Raw genomic sequence first — 18,032 nt, 5'->3', positions numbered from 1 at the left:
CCAATTAGCTTCCCCCTTCTCCCCGGCGGGGAGAAGGAAAAAGCAGAGAACCAAGCGAGGAACCCGTGATGCCGAAGGCCAATCCACGCCATCCGAAATTTCCGATTCCCGGCGGGCCGGAGTTGCGCGCCAAGGGCTGGCGGCAGGAGGCGCTGCTGCGGCTGCTCGAAAACGTGCTCGCCGTCGGCGAGGATCCCGACAATCTGATCGTCTATGCCGCGCTCGGCAAGGCCGCCCGCAACTGGGCGGCGCACAAGGGGATTGTCAAGGCGCTGACGGAGATGGATGAGGACCAGACGCTGCTCATCCAGTCCGGCAAGCCGATCGGCCTTGTGAAGACCCATGCCAGGGCGCCCCTCGTCATCATGGCGAACTGCAACATCGTCGGGCAATGGGCAAAGGCCGAAGTGTTCTACGAGCTGCAGCGCAAAGGGCTGATCTGCTGGGGTGGGCTGACGGCCGGCGCCTGGCAATATATCGGCAGCCAGGGCGTCATCCAGGGCACCTACGAAATCTTCATGCGCATTGCCGAACGTCGCTTCGGCGGCGATCTCCACGGCCGCTTCGTGCTGACGGCCGGCCTCGGCGGTATGGGCGGCGCACAGCCGCTCGCCGGCCGCATGGCGGGCGCGGCGATCCTCTGCATCGACATCGACCCGGAACGCGCCCGCAAGCGCCAGCAAATCGGCTATCTCCAGGAAATCGCGCCCGATCTCGATACCGCTCTTAAGATAATCGATGCAGCCGTCAAGACGAAGCGGGCGCTGTCCGTCGGCCTCGTCGGCAATGCGGCGGAGGTCTACCCCGAGATCGCCCGGCGCGGCATCGTGCCCGATATCGTCACCGATCAGACCTCGGCGCATGACCTCGTCTATGGCTACGTGCCGAAGGGCATGAGCCTCGATCAGGTCAAAGGCTTGCGCGACGATGGCCAGGGGCAATTGATGGCGGCAAGTCGCGCCTCGATCGTCGAGCATGTGACGGCGATGCTGGAGTTCCAGAAGAAGGGCTCCGAAGTCTTCGACAACGGCAATCTCATCCGCACGCAAGCCCGCGAGGGCGGTGTGACCAACGCCTTCGACATTCCGATCTTCACCGAAGCCTATCTGAGGCCACTCTTTGCCCGGGCGATCGGGCCGTTCCGGTGGATGGCTCTGTCAGGCGAGGAAAGCGATATCGCGGGGATTGACGACCTGCTTATCGAGATGTTTCCCGACAACAAGATCATCACCAACTGGATTCGGCTGGCGCGCGAGCATGTGCCATTCGAAGGCCTGCCGGCCCGCATCGCCTGGCTCGGTCACGGCGAACGCACGCTGCTGGCGCGGCGTGTCAATGCGCTGGTTGCGAGCGGCGACCTCAAGGGCCCGGTCGCCTTCTCCCGCGACCATCTCGATGCCGGCGCCATGGCGCATCCGAATATTATGACCGAGCGGATGAAGGACGGCTCCGATGCGATCGCCGACTGGCCGCTGATCGATGCGATGATGCTCTGCTCCTCGATGGCCGATCTCGTCGTCGTCCATTCCGGCGGTGGCGGCTATGCCGGCTACATGACGAGCTGCGGCGTCACCGTGATCGCCGACGGCACCGATGCCGCCGACGAACGGCTCGACCACGCGCTGACCAACGACACCGCGCTCGGCGTCATGCGATACGCCGATGCGGGTTACGGGGAGGCGCTGGATGAGGTGGCGAAGAAGAACGTGCCCTATATCAGACTAGATTGATTCAAAGACGGGCCTTGCTGAAGCATTGCGTCAGGGGATGGGATTAGAAACCTCAATGAGATTGCCGTCGGGGTCCCTGAAATAGACTGAACGCAGCTGTCCGGTGGCGCCGATGCGCTCGACCGGGCCTTCTTCGATCGCAATGCTCAGGGCCTGCAGATGGGCGATGATATCGGCAAGCGGTGTTTCAGCGATGAAGCAGAGATCCCCGGAGCCGGGGATCGGATGTTTCGCCTTGGGTTCGAATTCATCGCCGGCCTCGTGCAGGTTGATCTTTTGGCTGCCGAATTTCAGCGCCTTGCGGCCTTCCGCGAAGGTTTCGATCGACATGCCGAGGACGCGGGAATAGAAATCGCAGGTGGCTGCGATATCGGCGACGGTCAGCACGAGATGGTCGAGACGATCGATGCGGATCATGCTTTTCTCCTCGCAAGGCGCTGGGCGACACAGGCTGACATAAAGGCCAGCGCCAGCATGGCAAGGGTGAAGACGACGACAGCTGCCCAGCCTTCGACCGCCCAGAACCAGCCGCTGGCCGAGCCGATCAGGCTGGAGCCGACGTAATAGGCCAGCATGTAGATCGATGAAGCGTGCCCCTTGTTGCCAAATGCAAGCTTGCCGACAAGGCCACTTGCGATGGAATGGCTCATGAAGAAGCCGGTCGTCAGCACGATGATACCAAGGATGATCGACGGCAGCGAGGCGAAGAGCGTCAATGCACTGCCGGCAGCCGTCAGGGCGAGGCCGAAGAGAAGCACGGGAAAGTGACCGATCCGGTCTCCCAGCAGGCCGCCGGTCGAGGCGGCGCCGATGCCGAAGAGATAGACGGTGAAGATCAAGCCGAGCTCAGTTTGATTGAGGCCGTAAGGCGGCGCCACAAGACGGAAACCGGCGTAATTGTAGATCGTTACGAAGGAGCCCATCGCCAGGAAGGCGATGGCGAAGAGGAAGGGCAGCGCCGGATTTTTGAGATGACCGAGCCAGGCTTTCGCGTGAAAACGCGGATCGAAGCCCGGCCGGCGGACGAAATTCCTTGACGGCGGCAGAAGGGCGATGAAGCCGATCGCCGCGGCAAGTCCAATGGCGCCGACGAGGAAGAGCGCCGGGCGCCAACCAAAATATTCGGCGAAGATGCCGGTGAGCACGCGGCCCGACATGCCGCCGAAGGCCGTGCCGCCGACATAGAGGCCCATGGTGGCACCAAGGCCGCGCGGATCGATTTCTTCGGCAAGATAGGCCATGGCGACGGCCGGCACGCCGCCGAGAACGAGGCCCTGCAGGGCGCGGATGACGAGCAGCAGATGCCAGTCCGGCGCAAAGGCGGTAGCGATCGTCAATAGAGCCGCGCCGAGCAGCGATATCGACATCAGGCTGCGGCGACCGATCCCCTCCGAAACGGCGGCAGCGCAGATGATGGCGACGGCCAGAGAGCCGGTGGAGAGCGATAACGACAGCGAGCTTTCGGCCGGGCTGACGGAAAACTCCTGCGAGAAGACCGGCAGGAGCGGCTGCACGCAATAGAGCAGCGAGAAGGTGGAAAAACCGGAGAGAAAGAGGGCGAGGCTGGCGCGGCGATAGGCGGCAGTGCGGCGCGTCAGGTAATGCTTTTCTCCTGTCTTAGCTGTTTGCGCTGGCGGCGACATATTTTCATCCTGATGGCCCTTCGAATTCATGCGTTAACCCGCTGGATCCCAATAGGGCGGGTCCCCGAAGCTCTTCCTCAAGTGATCTGCGATAGCGCGAAGCTTGGCCGAGGGATTTCGACCCTCGGGATGGGCCATATAGATGAATTCGGCCTCCGGCCTGTGACCGACATCGATTTCGGCAAGCCGGCCCTCGCGGATGGCCGGGCCGGCGATGAAGGCCGGCAGCAGGGCGATGCCGAGGCCGGCAATGGCGGCATCGCGCAGCATGTCGCCATTGTTGATGCCGAGCGCCAGTTTGGCGCGGACGACGACCGCGCCCTCCGGCGTCTGGAAGCGCCAGTCGGCAACGCCGCGATTGGTGTAGAAGATGCCTCGATGGCGGTTCAGGTCGGCAAGTGACGACGGCATCCCCAAGCGCGCGAGATAATCCGGCGACGCACAGAGAAGACGGCGGCTCGGCGCGAGCTTCCAGGCGACCAGCCGGCTGTCGGCGATCGGGCCGTTGCGGATGATGGCGTCGTAGCCGTCCGAGGACGCATCGACGCGGCGATCATCGATGTCGAGCGTCAACTCGATATCGGCATGGTCGGCAAGAAAGGGGTAGAGCGCCGGGCCGAGATGCATGCGGCCGAACGTGACCGGGGCGGCGATGCGGATCGGACCGGACAGCGTGCCGCGCCGCTCGGCCATGTCGGCGGCGGCCTCGTCAATCTCACGCACGATGCGCGCGGCGCGCTCCAGAAATACAGCCCCGTCCTCCGTCATGGTGAGCTTGCGTGTCGTTCGGTGCAGCAGGACCCCGCCTAGCGACTTCTCCAATTCCGCCAGCCTTTCGCTGACGACGGATTTGGAGAGCCGCAGCCGTCTGGCCGCCTCACTGACCGAGCCTGCCTCCGCCACGGCGACGAAAGCCGCAATGCCTTCTATCCTGATCATCGTTCGGTATTTCCGAATTCGAGTTCCTCAATCTGGAGACTAATCCGAACGAAAAGAAAATGCCATCTTCTGGTCAACGAAACGGACGGCAAGGGCCGCCCGCTCGAACATAGGAGATGGAAGCATGAACCGCTTGAACAACAAGGTCGCGATCGTTACCGGCGCAAGCTCCGGCATCGGCCGCGTCACGGCAAAGCTCTTTGCGGCCGAAGGCGCCAAGGTCGTCGTCGGCGCCCGCCGTCAAGCCGAACTCGACAGCCTCGTCGCGGAGATCGAGGCAGAGGGCGGCGAGGCCATTGCGGTTGCCGGCGACGTCCGCTCGGAAGATTATCATAAGGCGCTGGTCGCGGCTGCCGTCACCAACTACGGCAAGCTCGATATCGCCTTCAACAATGCCGGCATCATCGGCGAAGCCGGTCCGAGCACCGGAGTCTCGGAAGCAGGCTTCAGCGAGGCAGTGGCCGTCAATCTCACCGCCTCCTTTCTCGCTGCCAAACATCAGATCGGCGCGATGACGGAACATGGCGGCGGCTCGGTGATCTTCACCTCGACCTTCGTCGGCTACAGCTTCGCCTTTCCCGGCGTTGCAGCCTATGCCGCCAGCAAATCCGGCCTGATCGGCCTGACGCAGGCGCTCGCCGCCGAGTTCGGGCCGCAGGGCGTGCGCGTCAACGCCATCCTGCCAGGCGCCGTCGATACCGACATGTACCGGGGCGTGAACGATACGACGGAGAAGCAGGCCGCGATCACCGCTATGCACGCGCTGAAACGCGTCGCCACACCTGATGAAGTCGCCCGCTCGGTTCTCTACCTCGCCTCCGACGACGCAAGCTTCGTCACCGGCACGGCTTCGCTGGTCGACGGCGGCATTTCAATCAGCCGCAGTTGAGACGGCGGGGGCTGCCGCCATCGACCGGAAAAGACCCCTCCCCAACCCCTCCCCACAAGGGGGAGGGGCTAACACGTTGCACCAACTGAGACAGGCATCGGCCTTTCTGCGGATGAGACGATGGAAGGGATATGGGCGGCGCGGCATCCAAGCCCCTCCCCCTTGTGGGGGGTCTTCGCCGACGCAACCAGTCGCCCGTCTCGAGCAGACCCGATACCTGTCGTCCGCGCGATTGCATGTTCTCCGCCAAAGGCTTAGGGTCGGGGTAGGTCAGAAAAGGCAACGGGTAGAAGGCCATGGCTCTCAGCGGCAAACGCATCCTCCTCATCATCTCGGGCGGCATCGCCGCCTATAAGAGCCTGGATCTGATCCGTCGGCTGCGCGAGCGCGGTGCCAGCGTGCGCCCGGTCATGACCAAGGGGGCGCAGGAGTTCGTTACGCCGCTTGCGGTCGGCGCGCTGGCGGCGGACCATGTCTTCGTCGATCTCTTTTCGCGGCAGGACGAACAGGATGTCGGCCATATCAGGCTGGCGCGCGACTGCGATCTCGTGATCATCGCCCCCGCCAGCGCCGATCTGATGGCGAAAATGGCGAACGGCCTTGCCGATGACCTCGCCTCGACCTTGCTTCTGGCGACGGACAGGCCGGTGCTTGCCGCGCCGGCTATGAACCCTCGCATGTGGGCACATCCGGCGACACGGCGCAATGCGGCGAGGCTCAGGGAAGACGGCGTGCGCTTCGTCGGGCCGATGGCCGGTGAGATGGCCGAAAGCCGGGAGGCGGGGATCGGCCGGATGGCGGAGCCCCTGGAGATCGTCGCTGCGGCCGAAACCATGCTCGACGAGGGAGAAAGGCCGCTGAAGGGACGCAAGGCGATCGTCACGTCAGGACCGACCCATGAGCCGATCGATCCGGTGCGCTACATCGCCAACCGCTCCTCCGGCCGGCAGGGGCATGCGATCGCCGCAGCCCTGGCCAAGCTCGGGGCCGAGGTGACGCTCGTCTCCGGGCCGGTGACGATCGCCGATCCGGTCGGCGTCAATGTCGTCCATGTCGAGCGGGCCGAGGAGATGCGTGATGCCGTGCTGGCGGCGCTGCCGGCCGATATCGCCGTGATGGTGGCGGCGGTGGCGGACTGGCGCGTAGCCTCGGCCGCCGACCAGAAACTAAAGAAACATCCCGGCGAATCCATTCCGACGCTGGCGCTGACCGAGAACCCCGACATCTTGAAGACTCTCGGACATCACACGATGCGGCCGAAGCTGGTGATCGGCTTTGCCGCCGAGACCCAGGACGTGGAAAGCAATGCCAGGGCGAAGCTCGAGCGGAAGGGCGCCGACCTGATCGTCGCCAATGATGTTTCGCCTGCGACCGGCATCATGGGCGGCAGCCGCAACAGCGTCAAACTCATTCGCCACGACGGCGTCGAGCAATGGCCAGACCTGACGAAGGAAGAGGTCGCCGAAAGGCTGGCGGCGCTGATCGCCGGACGCTTCCGCGCATAGTCCACCTCGAAAATCGATCCCGTTTTTCGGAAAGGATTATGCCGAGATAGCCACGCGCTGCGATTTGGCTTTGCTCGGCTTTTCCGGACGGAATTCGGCGACATCGATACCGTTTTTGCCGACGATGACCGCGCTGCCATCAGGAATCTCCGCCCAGGCGTCGACATCGTCGTTCAGCGGTTCGGAGACGAGGCAGTAGCCGGCACCGACGGGCGAGGCGTAGAGCGTCGGCGCCCTGCGATCGGTGGCATAGCGGATCGCATAGAGCGACTTGCCGTCGGAGAAGGCGGCGGTAAAGCGCAGCAGGATCGAGCCAATGGTATTTTCGGCGAGATCTTCGACGAAGCCGATCATATCAGCCATAGCGGCGATCGGCGCCTCGCGCAGGCCGAACTGCAGCGCCAGCAGGAACATCAGCTCGGAATCGGTCGTGCCGCTGCGGGCATTGAACAGCTCGTCGTCAAGCGTCGCCTCCATCGGCCGGCGCAAGCGCTCGAAGCCCGATATCTGGCCGTTGTGCATGAATGACCAAGTATCGTGGGTGAAGGGATGGCAATTGTCCCGGCGCGTGCCGCCGCCGGTGGCGGCACGGACATGGGCGAGGAAGAGCGGCGAACGGATCTGCCGCGCCAGGCTCTTCAGATTGCAATCCGACCAGGCCGGCAGGATGTCGCGGTAGCGGCCGGGTTCGGGCCTGTCGCCATACCAGGCGATGCCGAAGCCGTCGCCATTGGTCGCCGTCTTGGCGCGGGTGGCGCAATGGGACTGCTCGATCAGCGAATGGGCGGGCGAGGATACCAGCTCCTCGAGGTAGAGAGGGTCTCCGCGATAGGCTGCCCAGCGACACATGGCTTTTGCTCCGGAACCCGCGGCATCGGCGGGCATGCTTTAAATTGTCGAACGCCACGGCTAATAACAGCTTAACGCGCGACTGATTTGCAGGCCGATCATGACGGTTTGGTGACCGGGTGAAACTTCAAATTCGGCGAAAGCCTGTGTTCTTTTGTGAACGCGGGTCCGGCCCAGAGGGATGCCTCGATTGCAATTTCTTCTTGCATCTGGCGCGAATCATCCTACCTTTTCTCTTATCAGCAACAGAACGAAAGGAAGGTGATCCAATGTCTAATGAGATTTCGGACCTCGTATCGGGCATGGAAGTGGTGATGAAAGCGAGGCAGCCCTCGCTCTAAGACCCGCCTTCCTGAGGCTGCTTTGGCAGTCCAGGCCAGTTCGAGGCCAAACTCATGGAAAGGGTCGCCGAGGCGGCCCTTTTTATTGCCTGAATTTCCAGCATTGACGGACGATCGGAGTTCTTCTACTCATAAAGTCATCTGATGACTTTATGAGTAGAAGATGCAGGCGCTCAGCAAGACCAATCTCGCCGATGAGGCGATCGAGGCAATCCGCAGCGACATTGTCGGCAAGCGCTGGGCCGTCGGCGACAAGCTGCCGAACGAGGCCTCGCTGTCGGCCACGCTCTCCGTCAGCCGCGGCACGGTGCGCGAGGCGGTGCGGGTGCTTGTCTCCCAGGGTTATCTCGAAACGCGGCAGGGGTCGGGCACCTATGTGCGTTCGACCAGCGACGCCAGCCGGCCGCTGACCATGGCGCGGCGCGCCAGCCTGCGCGATCAGTTCGAAGCGCGCTGCGCACTCGATGTCGAGGCGGCACGGCTGACGGCGATGCGCAAGACGCCGGAGACGATTGCCGAGCTGCGCTGGCTGCTGAATGAACGCGGCAGTTACGCCGGCGGCGATGAAACCGCCTTCATCGAACGGGACCTCGCCTTTCACAGGGCAGTCATCGCTGCTTCCGGCAATCGGGCAATGATCGAGATCTACGCTTTCTTCTCGGCCTCGATCGCCGACACCATTGCGGCGACGCTCGGCAAGGATATTCCCGAACCCGACATGCAGGCGCATGCAGATATCGTCGATGCGATCGACACCGGTGATCCCGACCAGGCGGATGCGGCGGTGCGCCGCTTCATGGCGCCCGTTCTTGCCGCACTCGACCGAATGATCCTGTCATGAATACACCTTCCAACGCTGCCGCGATCACACTTGACGTGTCCGACGAATTGCTGATCGATGCCGAGGCCGGCAGCCTTCCCGCCGCGCAGGCAGCGCCGGTGCGGAATGGTGCTGCCAGCTTGCTGCTCGGCGCGAGCCTCGTGCTGATCGCTTTCAACCTGCGCCCGGTCTTTTCGAGCGCCTCGGCGCTCCTGCCGGAGATCCGCTCCGAACTCGGGCTGGGCGCGCTCGGCGCCAGCCTGCTGACGACGCTTCCGGTCGTCTGCCTCGGCGTCTTCTCACCGCTTGCGCCTCGCCTTGCCCAGCGCATCGGAACCGAACGCACACTGCTCGGCGTTCTCCTGCTGCTTGCGCTCGGCACAGCCTTGCGCGGGCTTTCCTCCGTGCCGCTGCTCTTTATCGGTACGGCCCTGGCCGGTGCCTGCATCGCCGTCGGCAACGTGCTGCTGCCGGGACTGGTGAAGCGGGACTTCCCCACGCGCGCCGCGCTGATGACCGGCTTCTATACGATGGCGCTCTGCGCAGGTGCTGCCAGTGCGGCCGGGCTGACCCTGCCGATCGAACATGCGCTCGGCGGCTCTCTCGACGGCGCGCTCGCCGCCTGGGCGCTGCCGGCGCTCGCCATCGGCCTCATATGGCTGCCGCAGGTTCTTCGCGGCGGCGCCGGAGCAAGGCGAAACGGCTTTCGCGTCGACGGACTCTGGCGGGACCGGCTGGCCTGGCAGGTTACGCTGTTCATGGGGCTGCAATCGGCGCTTGCCTACTGCGTCTTCGGCTGGCTCGTTCCCATCCTGCGCGAACGCGGGCTCGACGGCGTCACGGCCGGGGCGATCGTTTCGCTCTCGGTGATGGTGCAAGCGGCCTCCTGCCTCGTCGTGCCGCATATCGCCGTGCGCGGCCGGGATCAGCGATTGATCAATGCCGGCCTCTGCGGCGTCGCCGTCAGCGCTCTGCTTGGACTGCTCTTTGCGCCGCTTTCGAGCGTCTGGCTGTGGGCGGTGCTGCAAGGCATCGGCCAGGGCGGACTGATCGCGGCCGCCATGACGACGATCGTGCTGCGCTCGCGCGATCCCGATGTGGCCGCCCATCTCTCCGGCATGGCGCAATGCGTCGGCTATCTGCTCGCCGCAATCGGCCCGTTGATCGTCGGCCTCATCCGCGGCTGGACCGGAAGCTTTTCCTGGTGTGCCGTTCTGTTCGTCGCGCTCGGGCTCGGGGCGGCAATCAACGGCTGGAGAGCCGGCCGAGCACTTGAAGTGAATGTGCACGCGGTTGAGAAAGTCTGAGCCGCCCGCGGCTCTACGCTCACTGGCCCATCACCATCTCTTGATGCCGGTCGCCAGCCGCGGATGCTACGCTATCTCAGCCCGCATCCGCCGGAGGACAAATCGTGCGCATACGAACCCTGTTTCTGCTCACCGCGTTGATGGCATCGCTGGGGCCCGCCCTTTCCCCGGCGCAGGAAGGCGGCGGGCGCCAGGCAAATGTCGAGCGTAGTGCGCGCGACGGCGTGCTGAAGTTGCTGCCAGCCGACTCCGTCACCGAGCACGAGCTGACGGTCGATAGCCGGAAGATCGCCTATACGGCGACCGCCGGCACTCTTGATCTCTTCGGCCAGGACGGAGCCCAGACCAGCGCGATCTTCTACACCGCCTATGTCGCCAAGGGTGGCGAGCCGGATCGGCCGCTGACCTTTGTCTTCAACGGCGGGCCGGGCGCGGCCTCCGCCTTTCTGCATCTCGGGCTGGTCGGGCCCAAAGTGCTCGATTTCGGGCCTCAGGCACGCGACGGCGCCCATGCGAAACTCGTCGATAACGAGCATAGCTGGCTCGACTTTACCGATCTCGTGCTGATCGATCCGATCGGCACCGGCTGGAGCCGGACGGCGAAGGCCGACGACGCCTCCAACTATTACAATGTCAACTCGGATGCCCAGAGCATCGCCAAGGCGATCGCGCTCTATGTCGCGCATAACAACCGTTCCAACTCGCCGAAATATCTGCTTGGCGAAAGCTACGGCGGTTTCCGCGCCGCGAAGGTCGCTTCCACCCTGCAGGAAAGCCAGGGCATTGTCGTCGCCGGCGCCGTGATGCTCTCGCCGCTGCTCGAAGGGCAGCTGATGTTCGATGCCGACCAGTTCGCACTCGGCGCGGCGCTCGAGCTGCCGTCGCTGGCTGCGGCCGAACTCGACCGGCACAATGGCTTTACCGAGGAGAAGCAGAAGCAAGCGGAGCGTTTCGCGCTCGGCGATTATTTGACGACGCTCGCCGGCCCGCCGCCGACGGGCGCCGATGCTGCAGCCTTCTATGGCAGGATCGCCGGGCTAACCGGCATTCCGCAGGATATCGTCGCCCGCAACCGCGGCTTCCCAGGCAATTCCTTCGTCAAGCACTCGGACGGCGGCGGCCAGGTGACAAGCCCCTACGATGCGTCCTTCGCGGCGCCCGATCCCTTTCCGGAATCTGATTACGACCGCGGCGACGACGCCATCCTCGATGGCTTCGCCCGCGCCTATGGCGGCGCCTTCGCCGATTATGCCCGTAACGAGCTCGGCTTCAAAACCGAAATGACCTACTCGCTGCTCGACAGCGATATCAGCCGGCGCTGGGAATGGGGCGGCGGCCGCGGCGGCGGTGCGCGCTTCCAGGCGAGCGCCACCGACGACATCAGGCAGCTGCTCGCCTCGAACACGGCCTTCCATCTGCTGATCGCGCATGGCTACAGCGATCTGGTGACGCCTTACAGCGTCAGCCGCTACGTGGTCGACCACCTGCCGCCGTCGCTCGCCGATGGCCGCGTCGGGCTGAAGCTCTATCATGGCGGCCATATGTTCTACACGCAAGCCGATCAACGGGCCGCCTTCACGGCCGATGCCAAGGCCTTCTATGCCGCACGCCCGGCCGCACAGCCGGCGGATTGAGGAGTTGCCGATGCATATAACGGGAGGATGTCATTGCGGCGCAATCCGCTATCAGGCGGAAATCGATCCGGAGCGGGTCACGATCTGCCACTGCACCGATTGCCAACGATTGACGGGCTCGGCCTATCGCGTCACCGCGCCGGCGCAACCGCAAAGCTTCACGCTTATTTCGGGCCAACCGCGCAGCTATGCGAAACATGGCGACAGCGGCGCCCTCAGCCGGCAATTCTTCTGTCCGAATTGCGGATCACCGCTCTATCGCACGGATGGCGAAGGCGGTGCGATCGGCATCCGTCTCGGCGGCATCGACCAGCGGCGGGACCTGACGCCAAAGAAACAGATATGGTGCCGGTCGGCTCTGCCCTGGGCGGAAAATATTCAGCCGCTGCCGCGGTTTGATGGCGAGGACTAGCGGAAGCAGGACGACTATGACCTGAGGAAGGGAGGCGGTAGGCCGGATTCGGTTATCAGCCACGTTGTCAGCATGTCGAGTTGCGGGACCATCGCGGTGGTGAGCCGCCGCCTGTGGCGAAAGCGCAAGCCAAAGACCGCCCTCTTCGGGCGCCGTTCACGCCTTCCACCGGCCTACCCGGAGCGGAGCGATGTGGGTCCGACCGTCGCGCGAACATCAAAACGAGGACCCGTTAATATTGCCCTAATTTTAGCTCGAACTGACTAAGTGCATCTAAGATCAATTTATAGTATATATAACTCGAGGGGAGAATCGCGCATACGTCGCGACGGGCTACCGCAATACTCAAGGGATTTCTCCTGAATTTTACAGCCTTGTATTGCATTTCTGTGGACGTAATCTTCAGGGACTCTATTACGACGGCCTTAGATTGGGACTTTAGTCGTAACGCGTATAGGGACTTTAGTCCTAATACCCTCCAACTGTGAGTGGACTAGTCCTCTCGATCGACCACAATCGCAGTCGATCGAGAGCTCTAGGTTCAATACGCAAGAGGGTGGGCCCCGGGATGCAGTTCGGCATACGGGCTCTGTGACCCTCTGCGAGCTAGCCGAGGGAGAAGCTCCATGGCACTCGATATCACAACTCAAGATCTCATCATCGACGAAACCACTGGTTTGCAGGACGACGACGTCAATCCGGCGATTGCGCCGCACAACAATGCGACGGTGCAATATCTATTGAGCCGCGACGCTGCCGGTGGGCTGACCTCGCCGGAGGTCGCCTACCAGAGCAATTTCGTCGTGGCCTCGGCGAGCGCCGGGGAAACCATCACATCGGTGGTTCTCACGCAGAACGCCTCCGGGACCCCGTACTCCACCACGGTCGGCGTCAACAGCAACATTCGCACCGTCGACGGCAAATACGTTTGGCTGTTCCAAGATGCGATGCATGCAAACGTCGTGATCGGCGTCATCGGCACGTCCGACCCGCTCACCGCGCCGGCCGCCGGGGGGCCGCTCGCCTTTTCGCTGGCGCTCCTCAGCACCAGCGCCACCAATGCCGACCTCTATACCGTCCAATACGTGCCGTTGCTCCATCCCGATGTGAACAACGCCGACGACCGCATTGATCTGGCCAACAAGGTGTTCGCCTCGGTCACCGGAACCACGGTGGTGAATTTCAGCCAGCTTGGCGACGCCCCTTCAGGACATAACAACTGGTATATTCTCGACGCCGACGCCGCCAGCCCGCAGAAGATCCTGGTGACGGCGCACGACAATGGCGTGCAGGCGGAAGTCAATGTCAGCACCCAAGGCCTGGGCGTCGCCTCTCAAGACGTGCGCGAGGGCCGTGAACTCCAGATCGACCTGATCACCGGCGGCATCCAGAGTGCGGGGAAAAGCTTTACCGACACGCCGACTGCGCCCGACTATGGCTCGCACATCGAGAACGTCTCCAGCGCCGGTTTCTCGGTCTCGCAGTCGACGCCGACCAGCAGCGTCGCCGACATGGAGATCCATGCCTATAATAATAACGACAACATTGAGGGCTCTTCGTTCCCCACTGACGACAATGATACCGAGATCAATATCACCGGCGTAACTTTCAAGCTGAACGGTGTGGCAACGACAGCAGCAGCACTCGGCATTACGGTCGATCTCTCAGGAACCGGGCTGATCCTTCGCAATGTCGGCGAGGGCGTGACGGTCGACTTCGCCACCGCCGGCGGGGCTGGCGGAACCTTCGACCGTTTCACCATCAAGAATATCGACGCCGGGCATGACTATTTCGATGTCAAGGAAGTGCATTTCAGCGGCGACGTCAGTAACGCCTATAACGAAGAAGTTGGCTCCTTCATCAATTTCGACGACGACGGACCGACGATTACGGCAACCGGCACCCCGCCGCAACTGATAGTCGACGAGACCAACCTGACCACCAATGCCAGCGCCGACTTCTCAACCTTCTTCACCTCCAATGCCGGCGCCGATGGCGGCGCCGCCACTGCCATCACTTATGCGCTCGGCATCAATCAGGGCAACAATGTCAGCGGCCTCACCGATACCGCAACCGGCCAATCCGTGCTGCTCTTCCTCGAGGGCGGCAGTGTGGTCGGGCGCGCCGGATCAGCCGCGGGTCCGGTCGTCTTCACCGTCAGCGTCAGCACTGCCGGCGTCGTCAGCCTCGACCAGCAGCGGGCAATCGTCCATGCCAATGCCAGCGACCCGGACGATAGCCGAACCCTGGCGGCCGCCAACCTCGTCACTCTGACCGCCACCATCACCGACGGCGACGGCGATCACGCCGCAGCCACCCACAATATCGGCCAGAACCTCAACTTCGAGGATGACGGACCGATAATCGGGATAAAAGGCGGCGGGTCTCCACTGACGGTCGACGAGACCGACCTGACGACCAATGTCAGCGCTTTCGGGCCCGCCTTCGTCGCCTTCCCCGGGGCCGATGGCGTTGGCAACGGAATCACCTATGCGCTCGGCATCAACCCGAACAACAATGTCAGCGGTCTTACCGATACCGAAACCGGCCAGTCCGTCCTGCTCTTCCTCGAAAACGGCAGCGTGGTCGGCCGCGCCGGAGCTGGCGGTCCGGTCGTCTTCACCGTCAGCGTCAGCGCCGCCAACCTTCTCACCCTTGATCAGCAACGGGCAATCATCCACGCCGATGCCAGCAACCCGGATGACAGTCGGACCCTGGCGGCCGCCGACCTCATCACCCTGACCGCAACCATCACCGACGGGGATGGCGATCAGGCAACCTCCACCCGCAATATCGGCCAGGACCTCAACTTCGAGGATGACGGGCCGACAATCACCAAGCCGTTCGACGGAAACCCCGCAACCTTGGCTATCGAGCATGAAACCCTCGCCAATGTGCTCAACGCATCGGCCAGCGGCAACTTCGGCTACAATATTGGCGCGGACATTCATCCGGCCGCATTCTATGCCAGCGGCTCCGACTTCGTCGACCAGGATCTCGTGACGAACGGCGTCCAGATCGGGCTGACCGGCACGATCACCGGCGGCGGCGGCGGCAGCCTCCTCAGTTCGAATGTGACGCTCGCCTCGGAGAGCCTGACCTCCGCGACGTTCAACTTCACCTTCACCTATGACAAGGATCCGGCGGCCGGCAGCCAGGTCGGAACGGCGGGCGGCACCCTCGTCTTCGACAAGGTGGCCGACACCTATACCATCAATCTGACGGACCCGCTCGAAGGCTTCAGCTTCGACGTTCTTCACACCAGCGAGCTCTTATCCAAGCAGCCGACGAGCAATACCGGCCACCCGCAGATCGTGGTGGAAAAACTGCAGGCGGATGTCAATGGCACGCCGGCTGATGAAGACTTCTACGTGCAGTTCACCGGCAATCTGATCAACAAAGCCAACCCGTTCCGCTTGACCACCGATGGCGAGGGGTCATCCAATGACTCCACCTTCACCGTCGGCGGTCACGAGATGGTCAGCAACAACAACGAAACCTGGGTGTCTGCAACACAGAGCACCAACGGTGTTGCCGGCGACACGATCCAGAAAGACGAACTGCTCACCTTGCGGTTCTTCAACAGCGATGTCGGCATTGTCAACGAGGCCCTCACCCCAACGGCGACCGCCGGCGCGATGGCGATCAAGTTCGACGGCATCGGCAACAGCGAAGACCTGATGCTGATCCTCGACCTGATCGATGGGAACGGCTCCGCGATCACCCGGGCCATGTATGTGTCGAACGCCGACATCTACAAGGCCGGCCAGGTTCCGGCGCCCTACAGCAGCGAGTTCACGCTCGACAATAATGACGGCCTCGTGATCGTCGAGCAGAACGACTACAACGCCGCTGGCGAGACCTACGTACTGCAAGGCGTGCAAATCATGCAGTCGGGCAACGGGATCACCGGCGATGCTACTGCGATCGACCTCATCAGGGCGACCGGCGCCAATGGCGGCAGCAACGCGACCGCCAATCTGGTGAACTTCGACACCACCGATAACGACGTGCTGAAGATCACCGATATCGGCTTTACCTCGACCGTGACCCAGACGCCGGATGCCAATCTCGACTTCGCCTTCAATGTGGTGGACGCCGATGGCGATCAGACAGCGATGCAGCACATCCTTGTCGACGTCGCCTGATAACTGAAGAGACGGGGGCAGCCAAGGCTGCCCCCTCACTGTCTTTGCATTCGCATGCAATCTCGTACGCCAGAGACATGATGATGAAAACAAAGCAACAGCCCGCTGCCCTGCAGGTGGTGATGAAGGAAGCCAGACGCGCCATCCGGCCGCTTCTCTGGTTCAGCGGGGGCATCAACGTGCTGATGCTGACGGGAGCGTTTTACATGCTCCAGGTCTACCACCGCGTGCTGTCCAGCCACAGCCTGGAGACATTGGCGATGCTATCGCTCATGGCAGCCGGCGCACTGGTGACGATGGCGGGGCTGGAGGTGGTGCGCGGGCGCCTTCTGGCAACCGTCGGATCCTGGATGAACGCACGCCTGGCGCCGGTGCTGCTGACCGCATCGGTGGAATATGCCGCCTCGGCGCCCGGCCAGGCCAACGCCCGTCCGCTGCGTGACCTCGACCAGGTACGGAATTTTTTCACGAGCCCCAGCATCTTCCCGATCCTCGACGCGCCTTGGGCACCGCTGTTTTTCGCCGCCATTTTCTTCATGCACCCCTGGCTGGGCTGGCTGGCGCTCTGCGGCGGCGGAGTGCTTTTCGTGTTGGCCCTGCTTAACGAATGGCTGACACGCAAGCCCTTGACCGAGGCTGCGGGCGCGCAGTCGCGCGCCTATGTCCAGGCCGAGGCGGCGATCCGCAACGCCGAGGTGGTTCAAGCAATGGGCATGTTGAAGCCCCTGCTGGAAGGCTGGAAGCTGCAGCAGGACGAAGCCAACAAAGGCCAGGTCGTTGCCGCCAACCGCGGCGGTATCATTGCCGCCATCGCCCGCTGTCACCGGCTGGCCCTGCAAATGGGCATATTGGGGCTTGGAGCCTATCTCGTTCTTCGCAACGAAGCCTCCCCCGGCATCATGGTCGCCGCCTCGATCCTGATGGGTCGTGCCTTGTCGCCGGTCGAACAGGCGATCGGCACATGGAAGGCGACGGTCGGCGCGCGGGCCGCTTACCGGCGCCTCACCGCCGTTGCAGGCCAGCACCCCGAGGCAACACCGGTTCTGGCGCTGCCGCGGCCGACCGGGAAGTTTGAGGCCGACAATATCGTGCTTGCCCGACAGGGCGGCGAACATATCCTGAAAGGGATCAGCTTCCATCTCGAGCCGGGTGAATCCATGGCCCTGATCGGTCAGAGCGCGGCCGGCAAGACGAGCCTGGCGCGAATCTTGGCCGGCGCCTGGCGCCCTTCCGGCGGGCGGGCGCTGCTTGACGGCATGGATGTCGCCCAATGGGCGGCGGAGGACCGTGGCCATCATGTCGGTTACTTGCCCCAGGATATCGAACTCTTCGCCGGGACCGTCTCCGAAAATATCTGCCGCTTCGCCAAGCTCAGCCCGGTGATCTTCGACAAGGTGGTCAAGGCCGCGCAGCTGGCCGGCGTTCACGAACTGATCAAAGGACTGCCGAAAGGTTACCTCACCGAGATCGGCGAAGCCGGCGCGGTCCTGTCCGGCGGACAGCGCCAGCGCATCGGCTTGGCGCGGGCGCTTTACGGCGATCCGGCACTCGTTATCCTGGACGAACCCAATTCCAACCTCGACCGCGACGGTGAGGAGGCATTGATATCAGCGCTCGGCACGATCAAGGCGGCGGGCACGACCGTCATCCTGATCGCCCATCGACCGAACATCATGGAGACGGTCGACAAGATCCTTGTCCTCAATCGCGGCCAGCAGGATCTCTTCGGTCCACGCGACTATGTCTTCAATGAGCTCGCCGCTCGCGTGCGCAAGGTCACTCAAATGCCGACGATCGTGGCGAAGTAGCAACGGA

General features: G+C 63.2%; 13 protein-coding genes. 9 read left to right on the top strand and 4 right to left on the bottom strand.

Features of this window, described 5'->3' with window-relative positions:
- Positions 1–68 precede the first annotated feature (68 nt).
- The gene (locus tag GGD53_RS18130; RefSeq protein WP_184458045.1) at positions 69–1,730 is read left to right on the top strand and encodes a urocanate hydratase; all 1,662 of its coding nucleotides are present in this window, start codon (positions 69–71) and stop codon (positions 1,728–1,730) included.
- Positions 1,731–1,760: 30 nt separating this feature from the next.
- On the opposite strand, the gene GGD53_RS18125 is transcribed toward GGD53_RS18130, so the two are convergent.
- From GGD53_RS18125 to GGD53_RS18115, 3 genes are read right to left on the bottom strand one after another with little or no spacing between them, the layout of a single operon-like run.
- Entirely contained in the window at positions 1,761–2,147 is a 387-nt protein-coding gene (locus GGD53_RS18125) for a VOC family protein (protein WP_184458043.1), read from the bottom strand.
- On the bottom strand, positions 2,144–3,373 hold the full coding sequence (locus GGD53_RS18120; protein ID WP_184458041.1) for an MFS transporter: 1,230 nt from the start codon (positions 3,371–3,373) through the stop codon (positions 2,144–2,146). Before GGD53_RS18120 ends, GGD53_RS18125 begins: the two co-directional genes overlap by 4 nt.
- A gap of 33 nt (positions 3,374–3,406) precedes the next feature.
- Complete coding sequence (locus tag GGD53_RS18115) at positions 3,407–4,312, bottom strand: LysR family transcriptional regulator (protein WP_184458039.1); 906 nt, start codon at positions 4,310–4,312, stop codon at positions 3,407–3,409.
- A gap of 124 nt (positions 4,313–4,436) precedes the next feature.
- Between GGD53_RS18115 and GGD53_RS18110 the strand changes: the two genes are divergently transcribed.
- Complete coding sequence (locus tag GGD53_RS18110; protein ID WP_184458037.1) at positions 4,437–5,201, top strand: SDR family oxidoreductase; 765 nt, start codon at positions 4,437–4,439, stop codon at positions 5,199–5,201.
- Between the two features lie 296 nt (positions 5,202–5,497).
- The gene (gene coaBC / locus GGD53_RS18105) at positions 5,498–6,706 is read left to right on the top strand and encodes a bifunctional phosphopantothenoylcysteine decarboxylase/phosphopantothenate--cysteine ligase CoaBC (protein WP_184458035.1); all 1,209 of its coding nucleotides are present in this window, start codon (positions 5,498–5,500) and stop codon (positions 6,704–6,706) included.
- A gap of 36 nt (positions 6,707–6,742) precedes the next feature.
- On the opposite strand, the gene GGD53_RS18100 is transcribed toward coaBC, so the two are convergent.
- Positions 6,743–7,555 carry a class II glutamine amidotransferase gene (locus GGD53_RS18100; RefSeq protein WP_184458033.1) on the bottom strand — a complete coding sequence of 271 codons (813 nt, stop codon included), beginning with the start codon at positions 7,553–7,555 and terminating at the stop codon, positions 6,743–6,745.
- A 504-nt stretch (positions 7,556–8,059) separates the two neighbouring features.
- Between GGD53_RS18100 and GGD53_RS18095 the strand changes: the two genes are divergently transcribed.
- The 6 genes from GGD53_RS18095 (at position 8,060) to GGD53_RS18070 (ending at position 18,025) form a co-directional block, all read left to right on the top strand.
- Complete coding sequence (locus GGD53_RS18095; RefSeq protein ID WP_184458031.1) at positions 8,060–8,737, top strand: FadR/GntR family transcriptional regulator; 678 nt, start codon at positions 8,060–8,062, stop codon at positions 8,735–8,737.
- Entirely contained in the window at positions 8,734–10,023 is a 1,290-nt protein-coding gene (locus tag GGD53_RS18090) for a CynX/NimT family MFS transporter (RefSeq protein WP_184458029.1), read from the top strand. The genes GGD53_RS18095 and GGD53_RS18090 overlap by 4 nt, the downstream gene beginning before the upstream one ends.
- Before the next feature lie 104 nt (positions 10,024–10,127).
- Complete coding sequence (locus GGD53_RS18085) at positions 10,128–11,657, top strand: S10 family serine carboxypeptidase-like protein (RefSeq protein ID WP_184458027.1); 1,530 nt, start codon at positions 10,128–10,130, stop codon at positions 11,655–11,657.
- Between the two features lie 10 nt (positions 11,658–11,667).
- The gene (locus tag GGD53_RS18080; RefSeq protein WP_184458025.1) at positions 11,668–12,069 is read left to right on the top strand and encodes a GFA family protein; all 402 of its coding nucleotides are present in this window, start codon (positions 11,668–11,670) and stop codon (positions 12,067–12,069) included.
- 626 nt (positions 12,070–12,695) lie between these two features.
- The gene (locus GGD53_RS18075) at positions 12,696–16,217 is read left to right on the top strand and encodes a DUF5801 repeats-in-toxin domain-containing protein (protein ID WP_184458023.1); all 3,522 of its coding nucleotides are present in this window, start codon (positions 12,696–12,698) and stop codon (positions 16,215–16,217) included.
- An 83-nt stretch (positions 16,218–16,300) separates the two neighbouring features.
- The gene (locus tag GGD53_RS18070; protein WP_184458209.1) at positions 16,301–18,025 is read left to right on the top strand and encodes a type I secretion system permease/ATPase; all 1,725 of its coding nucleotides are present in this window, start codon (positions 16,301–16,303) and stop codon (positions 18,023–18,025) included.
- The last annotated feature ends 7 nt before the right edge of the window (positions 18,026–18,032 follow it).

It is taken from the genome of Rhizobium aethiopicum (assembly GCF_014197535.1).
GTDB classification, from domain to species: Bacteria; Pseudomonadota; Alphaproteobacteria; order Rhizobiales; family Rhizobiaceae; genus Rhizobium; species Rhizobium aethiopicum_A.
Note: the sequence above shows the minus strand (reverse complement) of the source record. Positions and strands in the feature narration are given on the sequence as shown.